Here is a 9,827-nt window from a genome sequence, read left to right on the forward strand (position 1 = left end):
ACTGGACCGGCTCGTTCGGGTTCCGGCACAAGACAGGCAACATCGTCATCGCGCTGGTGCTGCTGGCCTCGGCAGTGCAGTTGTTCTTCCTGCAGGGGCCGCGGGCCGCGGGCTTACGCGCCGAGGCGGCCAGCCAGCTCAAGGTCACCGACGTGGCGAAGGCGATCCGCGGCAGCATTGTCGACCGCAACAACGCCAAGCTGGCGTTCACCATCGAGGCCCGCGCACTGACCTTCCAGCCCAACCGGATTCGCCAGCAGCTCACCGAGGCGAAGGCCAAGACCCCGGCGGCGCCGGACCCCGACAAGCGTCTGAACGAGATCGCTGTCGGCGTGGCCGGTCTGCTGGGCAACAAGCCCGACGCCGCGACCCTGGCCAAGAAGATCACCGGCAAGGACTCGTTCGTCTACCTGGCCCGTGCCGTCGATCCGTCGATCTCCGACGCCATCACCAAGAAGTACCCCGAGGTCGGCGCGGAGCGGCAGGACATCCGGCAGTACCCCGGCGGCTCGCTGGCCGCCAACGTCGTCGGCGACATCGGCTGGGACGGCCACGGCCTGCTCGGTCTCGAAGACTCCTTCGACGCAAAGCTTTCCGGCACCGACGGCTCGGTCACGTACGACCGCGGCTCGGACGGTGTGGTGATCCCCGGCAGCTACCGGGACCGGCACGACGCCATCAACGGCGCGACGGTGCAGCTCACCCTCGACAACGACATCCAGTACTACGTCCAGCAGCAGGTGCAGCAGGCCAAGGACGTCTCGGGCGCACATGACGTGTCCGCCGTGGTTCTCGATGCGAAGACCGGCGAGATCCTCGCCATGACCAACGACAACACGTTCGACCCGGCGCAGGAACTGAGCCGCCAGGAAGACAAGCAGATGGGCAACCTGCCCGCGACGTCACCCTTCGAGCCGGGTTCGGTCAACAAGATCGTCACCGCGGCGTCGGTCATCGAGTTCGGCCTCTCGAATCCCGATGAGGTGCTGCAGGTTCCGGGCAGTTACAACATGGGCGGCGTCACCATCCGCGACGCGTGGGGCCACGGTGTCGACCCGTACACGACCACCGGTGTCTTCGGGAAGTCCTCGAACATCGGCACCCTGATGCTGGCCCAGCGGGTCGGCCCGGAGCGCTTTGCGGACATGCTCACCAAGTTCGGCCTCGGCCAGCGCACCGGTTCCGGACTGCCGGGTGAGAGCGCGGGCCTGGTGCCGCCCATCGATCAGTGGTCGGGCAGCTCGTTCGCGAACCTGCCCATCGGCCAAGGTCTTTCGATGACGCTGCTGCAGATGACCGGCATGTACCAGGCCATCGCGAACGACGGCCTGCGCATCCAGCCGCGCATCGTCAAGTCGATCGTCTCGGCCGACGGCACCCACCAGGACCAGCCGGCGCCCGAGAGCGTCCAGGTCGTGTCGCCGCAGACCGCGGCGACGCTGCGCAACATGTTCCGCTCGACCCTCCAGCGCGACCCGCGCGGCACCCAGCAGGGCACCGGCTGGCCGGGAGCTGTCGAGGGCTACCAGATGGCCGGCAAGACCGGCACCGCGCAGCAGATCAACCCGGCATGTGGCTGCTACTACGACGACCACTACTGGATCACCTTCGCCGGCATGGCGCCGTCGGACGACCCGCGCTACGTCGTCGGGATCATGGCCAACAACCCACAGCGCAATGCCGACGGCACTCCGGGCCACTCGATGGCCCAGCTGTTCCACAACATCGCGGCGTGGCTGATGCAGCGGGAGAACGTGCCGCTGTCGCCGGACCCGGGTCCTCCGCTGATCCTGCAGGCGACCTGACGGGGCAGGCGCCCGCGAGAGGCCCGGTACTGTGTCATGGCCATGTCTTTGCCTACCTTGCGCCCCGCTGATCCCGCCGGAGCTGCGCTGGGCTCATTGGCCGACCATGTTGGCGCAGCGCTGCCGGCCGAGGCGCACGCCCGGGACCTGCGGGTCACCGGCGTCACTCTGAGCAGCCGCGACGTCGTCGCCGGTGATCTGTTCGCGGCGCTTCCGGGTTCGGCCGCGCACGGCGCGCGGTTCGCCGCCGATGCCGTCGCCGCCGGTGCTGCCGCCGTCCTGACGGACCCGGACGGTGTGGAGCTTCTCGACGTGGACGTCCCCGTGCTCGTCCATGCCGACCCGCGGGCGGTGCTGGGTGAGGTCGCCGCCGAGATCTACGGCCGGCCGTCCGAGCGGCTGCGCGTCATCGGCATCACCGGGACCTCGGGCAAGACCACCACCACCTATCTGGTCGAGGCCGGGTTGCGTGCCGCCGGCCGGGTCGCCGGACTGATCGGCACCGTCGGCATCCGGATCGACGGCCGCGACCTGCCGAGTTCCCTGACCACCCCCGAGGCGCCGGCGCTGCAGGCGCTGCTGGCCACCATGGTCGAGCGTGGTGTGGACACCGTCGTCATGGAGGTCTCCAGCCATGCGCTGTCGCTGGGGCGCGTGGACGCCCTGCGCTTCGCGGCCGGCGGTTTCACCAACCTGTCGCGGGACCACCTCGACTTCCACCCGACCATGGACGACTACCTGGACGCCAAAGCCCGGCTGTTCCAACCGGATTCGCCCACTCACGCGGCGGTGTCTGTGGTGTGCGTCGACGACGACTGGGGCCGGAAGATGGCCGCCCGGGCTCTCGACCCCGTCACCGTCAGTACCACCGGCGAGGCCGACTGGACCGTCACCGGCATCGAGACAGACCGCGGTGGCCAGCAGTTCACCGCCGTCGGCCCCGACGGTGCAGAGCACCGGCTGCGGATCGGCCTGCCCGGCGGCTACAACGTCGCCAACGCTCTGCTGGCCGTGGCGCTGCTCGACGCGGTGGGCGTGTCCCCGGAGCAGGCCGCCCCCGGACTGGCCACCGCCAGCGTTCCCGGCCGGTTGCAGCCCATCGACCGCGGGCAGGACTTCCTCGCGCTCGTCGACTACGCCCACAAGCCCGGTGCTCTGGAGGCCGTGCTGCAGACGCTGCGCCCGCAGACCAGCGGCCGGTTGGCCGTGGTCTTCGGGGCCGGTGGCAACCGTGACGCCGGGAAACGCGAACCGATGGGACGCATCGCCGCGGAACTGGCAGACCTGGTCGTCATCACCGACGACAATCCGCGCGACGAGGACCCCGACCTGATCCGGGCGACCATCGCGGCAGGTGCCGCGGACGGATCGGCCGAGGTGGTGGTCATCGGTGACCGCAGGGCCGCCATCGACCATGCCGTCGGCTGGGCCCGGGCGGGGGACACCGTCCTGGTCGCGGGCAAGGGGCACGAGTCGGGCCAGACCCGCGCCGGTCAGACCCGCCCGTTCGATGACCGTGATGAATTGGCCGCCTCGCTCGATGCGGCGGCCGGGAAAGCTGGGGAGTCATCCGCATGATCGACCTGACCCTGGCAGAGATCGCCGACATCGTCGGCGGCGAGCTGTCCGACATCACCGCCGAGGCCGCGGCGTCGACCCGGGTGACCGGGACCGTCGAATTCGACTCGCGTGCGGTCACCGAAGGCGGGTTGTTCCTGGCTCTGCCGGGCGCCCGGACCGACGGGCACGACTTCGCCGCGGGCGCCGTGGCGGCAGGTGCGGCCGGCGTGCTGGCGGCCCGGCCGGTCGGGGTACCGGCCATCGTGGTGAAACCGGCTGAGGGACAGGTTGATTCGTCGTCCGGCGCCCTCGAGCACGATACCGACGGCTCCGGCGCCGCGGTGCTCGCCGCACTGGGCAAGCTGGCCCGCGCGGTGGCCGATCGGCTGGCCGCCGGGGGACTGCGGATCATCGGCGTCACCGGCTCCTCGGGCAAGACGTCGACCAAGGACCTGCTGGCCGCGGTGCTGGCTCCGCTGGGTGAGGTCATCGCCCCGCCGGGGTCGTTCAACAACGAGCTCGGCCACCCGTGGACGGTGCTGCGGGCCACGCCCGACACCGACTTCCTGGTCCTGGAGATGTCGGCGCGGCACCCCGGCAACATCGCCGCGCTCGCGGCGATCGCACCACCGTCGATCGGCGTGGTGCTCAACGTCGGCACCGCGCACCTGGGGGAGTTCGGCTCGCGCGACGTCATCGCGGCGACGAAGTCCGAACTGCCGCAAGCCGTTCCCGCCTCCGGTGTCATCATCCTCAACGCCGACGACGGTGCCGTCGCCGCCATGGCGGACGTCACCCGGGCCCGCGTGGTGCGGGTGTCGAGGTCGCCCGGAGCCGACATCTGGGCCGGTGACGTCACCCTCGACGAGTTGGCGCGCCCGCGCTTCACGCTGCATTGTCGAGGTCAGCAGGGCGAGCAGCACGTGGAGGTCGCGCTGGCGGTGCACGGCGATCATCAGGTGTCCAACGCGCTCAGTGCCGCTGCGGTCGCGCTGGAATGCGGCGCGAGCCTGCAGCAGGTGGCCGACGCGCTCGCCGGTGCCGGCCCCGTCTCCAAGCACCGGATGCAGGTCAGCACCCGCGCTGACGGGGTGGTCGTGGTGAACGACGCTTACAACGCCAACCCCGATTCGATGCGGGCGGGTCTCAAGGCGCTGGCCTGGATGGCGAAGTCGGCGCGGGCCGAGTCCGGTGCGCCTGTGCGTAGCTGGGCGGTGCTCGGCGAGATGGCCGAACTGGGTGAGGACGCCATTGCCGAACATGACAGCATCGGTCGGCTGGCCGTGCGTTTAGATGTGTCACGACTGGTTGTCGTCGGAACCGGGAGGACTATGGGCGCCATGCAACACGGCGCGGTGATGGAAGGTTCGTGGGGCAGCGAGGTATCGCCCGTCCCCGACGCCGGTGCCGCACTCGAATTGCTGCGCGCCGAGCTGGAACCCGGCGATGTCGTGCTGGTCAAGGCTTCGAATTCGGCGGGGCTCGGCGTATTGGCCGAGGAGCTGGCGCGGGAGGGACAAGCGTGATTCAGATCCTGTTCGCCGTCGGTATCGCGCTCGCGGTGTCGATCGTGCTGACGCCGGTGCTGATCCGGCTGTTCACCCGCCGGGGGTTCGGCCACGAGATTCGTGAGGACGGTCCGGCCAGCCATCAGAAGAAGCGTGGTACGCCGTCGATGGGTGGCGTGGCGATCGTGACCGGCATCTGGTGCGGGTATCTCGGCACGCACGTGGTCGGGCTGCTGGTCGACGGCGAAGGGCCGTCGGCCTCGGGCCTGCTGGTGCTCGGCCTGGCCACCTCGCTGGGCGTCGTCGGCTTCCTCGACGATCTGATCAAGCTTCGCCGGGCCCGCAACCTGGGGCTCAACAAGACCGCGAAGACGGTCGGTCAGCTGGTGTCCGCTGTTCTGTTCGGTGTGCTGGTGATGCAGTTCCGCGATGCCAACGGGTTGACGCCGGCGAGTACGGGGTTGTCGTACGTGCGTGAGATCGCGACCGTCACCCTCGGGCCGCTGCTGTTCGTGTTGTTCATCGTGGTGCTGGTCAGTGCCTGGTCCAATGCGGTCAACTTCACCGACGGCCTCGACGGTCTGGCGGCGGGTGCCATGGCGATGGTCAGCGCCGCGTACGTGCTCATCACCTTCTGGCAGTACCGCAACGCCTGCTCCACCGCGCCCGGACCTGGCTGCTACAACGTCCGCGATCCACTGGATCTGGCGCTGGTCGCAGCCGCGACGGCAGGTGCCTGCATCGGCTTCCTGTGGTGGAACGCCGCGCCGGCCAAGATCTTCATGGGTGACACCGGTTCGCTGGCGCTCGGCGGCATCATCGCCGGCCTGTCGGTGACCAGCCGGACCGAGACGCTGGCCATCGTGCTCGGTGCCCTGTTCGTCGCCGAGGTGACCTCGGTGGTGGTACAGATTCTGGCGTTCCGCACCACCGGGCGCCGGGTGTTCCGCATGGCGCCCTTCCACCATCACTTCGAGTTGGCCGGCTGGGCAGAAACCACGGTGATCATCAGGTTCTGGTTGCTGACCGCCATCGCCTGTGGGCTCGGGGTGGCGCTGTTCTACAGCGAGTGGCTCTCGGCGGGTGGCCGCTAGACACGCGGCTCCCAGCGGACATTCAGCATTTACGCGGTGGCCCCGGACCCCGCTGTTAGGGTTCGCGCCATGAGTGTCGTGAAATACCTGGTCGGGCCCGTTGCCTTGCTGTCGACTGCGGCGTTGATCGCCGGTTGCGGCGGATCGGACGGCAAGTCCGGAGAGAGCAAAGCCGCGGCCAAGTACGACATCTCGAAGGTCGGCAGCGCCAAGGGCAGCCTGCCGGCCGGCTACGACCCGATGGATCTCGAGCAGGACACCGTCACCCAGGAGAAGCTGGACGCTCCCGGTGTCGGGGCGCTGACCACCACGCCGCCGTCGGTCGTCACGCCCGCCGAGTGTGCGTCGATGCTCAAGCCGCTCGCGCCGGCGGGGGTCGGAGCCAAGACCACGGGATTCATCGGCAACAACCAGGAAGCCAAAACCATCATCGTGGTGGCGGCGGAGGCAGAAAAGAACGTCGGCGAGCTCGGCCATCCCGGCTGCGATCACTTCACCGTCGATTCGACCGACGGCGTCACCGCGACGGTGGATCGCGTCCCCGGTCCCGACATCGCGGGCGCGAAGACCATGGGCGTGCAGGCGCACATCACCGCGGGCGGCAAGACCACCGAGGAAACCACCTACACCGCGGTCCTGGGCGACAAGACCGTCGCCGTCGTGCAGGCCGACATCGACCCGCAGGTCGCGAAGGACGTGCTGGTCAAGGTGGTTGCGGCACTGAAGTCTTAGGCTGCGGGGGGAAGGTCGCCTCGCGAATGTGCACATAGATCGCGGATCCGGCGTACGGGACGCGCTGGCTGCACATTCGGTCGCCCATTTGAGAACTGTGGCAAATCGCCCATTCCCGCGACACGCCCCGGATGTGCCACGCCCTGCGGACGTCACAGGGGAGGATTTTGGGATGCAAGGGACAGTTGTGGTTTCTGTGACCAATGTGAACGACGAGGTCGGGTAGTCACATGCCGGACATCCTTGCCAAGCTCCGTCGGAGCAAACCCGGCCCGGAAAGCCCGAATGCTCCCGACGATCAGGACGCAGCAGCATCCGAAGACGCGGGCAAAGACACGGCAAATAAACCCGCCGAACCCAAGCGGCAGGGACCGCGGGCCCGGTTCGGGGCCTGGCTGAGCCGGCCGATGACGTCGTTCCACCTGGTCATCGCCTGCGCGGCACTGCTGATCACGCTGGGCCTGACCATGGTGCTCTCGGCCTCGGGCGTGCATTCGTACGACGAGGACGGCTCGCCCTGGACGATCTTCGCCAAGCAGGTGCTCTGGACCGTCATCGGACTCGTCGCGTTCTACGTCGCGCTGCGGCTGCCCATCGCGTTCATGCGCCGGATGGCGCTGCCGGCGTTCATCGTGAGCCTCGTGCTGATCGCCCTGGTGCTGATCCCGGGCATCGGCCACCTCTCCAACGGTGCCCGCGGCTGGTTCGTCGTCGCCGGCTTCTCCATGCAGCCGTCCGAGCTGACCAAGATCGCGTTCGCGATCTGGGGCTCGCACCTGCTGGCGACCCGCCGCATGCAGCACGCCGGCTGGAAAGAGCTGCTGTTTCCGCTGGTCCCGGCGGCGGTGCTGGCGCTCGGCCTGATCGTCGCCGAGCCCGACCTCGGGCAGACGGTGTCGGTGAGCATCGTCCTGCTCGGCCTGCTCTGGTACGCCGGTCTGTCGCTGCGGATCTTCCTGAGCTCCCTGGTCCTGTGCATCGGTGCGGCCGCCATCATGGCGGTCTCGGCCGGCTACCGCTCGGACCGCGTCCGGGCCTGGCTGGACCCCGACTCCGATCTGCAGGGCATCGGTTACCAGTCGCGGCAGGCCAAGTACGCGCTGGCAAACGGCGGCATGTTCGGCGACGGGTTGGGGCAGGGCACCGCGAAGTTCAACTACCTGCCCAACGCGCACAACGACTTCATCTTCGCGATCATCGGCGAGGAGCTCGGTTTCATCGGCGCGGCGGGTCTGCTCGCGCTGTTCGGCCTGTTCGCCTACACCGGTATGCGGATCGCGCGCCGGTCGGTCGACCCGTTCCTGCGGCTGCTGACGGCCACGACGACGTTGTGGGTGGTCGGCCAGGTGTTCATCAACGTCGGCTACGTGCTCGGCCTGCTCCCGGTCACGGGCATCCAGCTGCCGCTCATCTCGGCCGGCGGAACGGCAACGGCCACAACGCTTCTGCTGATCGGCCTGATCGCCAATGCGGCGCGGCATGAACCAGAGGCGGTGGCCGCATTGCGGGCCGGCCGCGACGATCGGATGAACCGGATCCTGCGGCTGCCGCCGCCGGTGCCGTATTCACCGACCACCTTGGACTCGGCCCGGGACCGGCTTCGTGGACGCGGCGACAAGCCGGTCCGCAAGCCTGCCGCCCGGCAGGCCAAACCCGCCAAACCCACCAAATCGGCCAAGCCCACGAAGTCCGCGCGACCCACGCGCCAGACCGCGAGGCAGGAGCCCCCGCCCCGGCAGCGGCGGACCGACGCCCCACGGCGGACCCGGCGCACCGAGGAACCGGACCGCGCCCGCGGCAAGTACGGCAACCCCGTACCGGCCGACGGCACCGGACGGCGTGCAAGGCAAAATGGTGACCCGAGGGGTCACGGGCGCCGTGACCCGCGCCGGTCGGACCCACGGGTCCGCGCATTGGAAGGTCAGCGGTACGGGTGAGTGGTGTGAGTTCGGGCCGAGGCGAGCGGAGCGACGGGAAAACACACCCAGGCGAGCGGAGCGACGGCGGAACTCGCGGCATTTCGGTGGTTCTGGCCGGAGGCGGCACCGCAGGTCATATCGAGCCCGCGATGGCGGTCGCCGATGCGCTGGTGGCGCTGCGGCCCGACGTCCGGATCACCGCCCTCGGCACGGCCCGCGGGCTGGAGACCCGGCTGGTTCCCGAACGCGGCTACGACCTGCAGCTGATCACCCCGGTTCCGTTGCCGCGCAAACCTTCTGCCGACCTGGCGCGACTGCCGATGCGGGTTCGTGCCGCCGTCCGCGAGACACGGGACGTCCTCGACTCCGTCCAGGCCGACGTCGTCGTGGGCTTCGGCGGTTACGTCTCGTTGCCGGCCTACCTGGCCGCCCGCGGGGGACGGCTGCGCCGCCGGCGCACCGTTCCGGTGGTGGTGCACGAGGCCAACGCCAGCGCGGGCTGGGCCAACAAGGTCGGTGCCCGCTCGGCGTGCCGGGTGCTGGCCGCGGTGCCGGATTCGGGGCTCAAGGGCGGTGAGGTCGTCGGTATCCCGGTGCGCGAGTCCATCACCTCACTCGATCGGGCCGCACTGCGGGCGCAGGCCCGGGAGTTCTTCGGTTTCGCCGACGACGCCCGTGTGCTCCTGGTGTTCGGAGGGTCCCAGGGTGCGCAGTCGCTGAACCGCGCGGTCTCCGGGGCAGCCAAAAAGCTTGCCGAACAAGGTGTTTCGGTTCTGCACGCCTACGGCCGCAAGAACACCCTGGAGCTGCCGGAGCCCGCGCCGGGTGCGCCGCCATACGTCGGGGTGCCGTACCTCGATCGCATGGATTTGGCTTATGCCGCAGCGGATCTGGCGATCTGCCGGTCCGGCGCCATGACGGTCGCCGAGGTCAGCGCCGTCGGCCTGCCCGCGCTTTATGTCCCGCTGCCGATCGGCAACGGCGAGCAACGACTCAATGCACTCCCGGTGGTCGACGCCGGCGGCGGCCTGCTGGTCGACGACGCTGACCTGACACCGGAATTCGTCACCGAACGGATCGGAACCTTGATGGGCGACACCGCCGCACTGGACCAGATGACGACGGCGGCTGCGCTGGCCGGCCACCGCGATGCGGCCCGGCGGGTGGCGCAGATCGCCCTGGACGTAGCGGCGGGGATCCGATGACGGC

Annotated in this window: 7 protein-coding genes; all 7 read left to right on the plus strand. The window is 69.4% G+C overall.

What is annotated here, in order from left to right; all coding sequences use genetic code 11:
• Positions 1–1,805 (plus strand): peptidoglycan D,D-transpeptidase FtsI family protein (locus EB75_RS26240; RefSeq protein ID WP_168176128.1); only part of this gene is annotated, 1,805 nt, incomplete at its 5' end.
• 42 nt (positions 1,806–1,847) lie between these two features.
• Positions 1,848–3,383, plus strand: a complete 1,536-nt coding sequence (locus EB75_RS26245; RefSeq protein ID WP_502689403.1) for a UDP-N-acetylmuramoyl-L-alanyl-D-glutamate--2,6-diaminopimelate ligase — start codon at positions 1,848–1,850, stop codon at positions 3,381–3,383.
• Entirely contained in the window at positions 3,380–4,891 is a 1,512-nt protein-coding gene (locus EB75_RS26250; protein ID WP_073698168.1) for a UDP-N-acetylmuramoyl-tripeptide--D-alanyl-D-alanine ligase, read from the plus strand. The genes EB75_RS26245 and EB75_RS26250 overlap by 4 nt, the downstream gene beginning before the upstream one ends.
• On the plus strand, positions 4,888–5,967 hold the full coding sequence (mraY, locus tag EB75_RS26255) for a phospho-N-acetylmuramoyl-pentapeptide-transferase (RefSeq protein WP_073698169.1): 1,080 nt from the start codon (positions 4,888–4,890) through the stop codon (positions 5,965–5,967). Before EB75_RS26250 ends, mraY begins: the two co-directional genes overlap by 4 nt.
• 69 nt (positions 5,968–6,036) lie before the next feature.
• A complete protein-coding gene (locus EB75_RS26260) occupies positions 6,037–6,699 on the plus strand; it encodes a DUF5642 family protein (protein WP_073698170.1) in 663 nt (220 codons plus the stop codon).
• 230 nt (positions 6,700–6,929) lie between these two features.
• Positions 6,930–8,636 carry a putative lipid II flippase FtsW gene (ftsW, locus tag EB75_RS26265; RefSeq protein ID WP_073698171.1) on the plus strand — a complete coding sequence of 569 codons (1,707 nt, stop codon included), beginning with the start codon at positions 6,930–6,932 and terminating at the stop codon, positions 8,634–8,636.
• Between the two features lie 80 nt (positions 8,637–8,716).
• On the plus strand, positions 8,717–9,823 hold the full coding sequence (murG, locus tag EB75_RS26270) for an undecaprenyldiphospho-muramoylpentapeptide beta-N-acetylglucosaminyltransferase (protein WP_073698173.1): 1,107 nt from the start codon (positions 8,717–8,719) through the stop codon (positions 9,821–9,823).
• The last annotated feature ends 4 nt before the right edge of the window (positions 9,824–9,827 follow it).

This window comes from Mycobacterium sp. ST-F2, assembly GCF_001905655.1.
Taxonomy (GTDB): domain Bacteria; phylum Actinomycetota; class Actinomycetes; order Mycobacteriales; family Mycobacteriaceae; genus Mycobacterium.